Raw genomic sequence first — 400 nt, forward strand, 5'->3', positions numbered from 1 at the left:
CTGCCGGCCAGTTTATTGATCCACTGTTCATCCGATACCATCAGGAACAACCGTTCCAGCACTTCCTTGATTTTTTCATCTCCTCTTTTAAAGCAGCCCAGAATCACAAGCTTCACATTGGCCTTTCCCCATGGAACAGGGTTTTTCATCAGTACGAATACAAAAAAGCTCTCTCCGTCAATCAGGCAGTGAGGCAGCGCCGCAAACGGCGATATCTCTGTCGATACCAGACTTTCCCGCTTCATAACGGCATTCTTTTCTTCTTCCTTAAGCCTCCCCTGCTCAATCATCAGATCACAGATTCTCGTAAGCACTCCTTTTTTTCTTACAGGCTTATCCCACAGAAAAAAGCTGTCCCTCCCGCACAGGGATTCCAGACTACCGCTCCTTTTCAACCGCG

At 47.8% G+C, this 400-nt stretch carries 1 protein-coding gene; it reads right to left on the reverse strand.

Annotation, left to right across the window (positions count from 1 at the left end):
- Positions 1 to 400 (reverse strand): PTS sugar transporter subunit IIA (locus NE664_15080; GenBank protein MCQ4727956.1); only part of this gene is annotated, 400 nt, incomplete at both ends.

The organism is Anaerotignum faecicola (assembly GCA_024460105.1).
GTDB lineage: Bacteria > Bacillota > Clostridia > Lachnospirales > Anaerotignaceae > JANFXS01.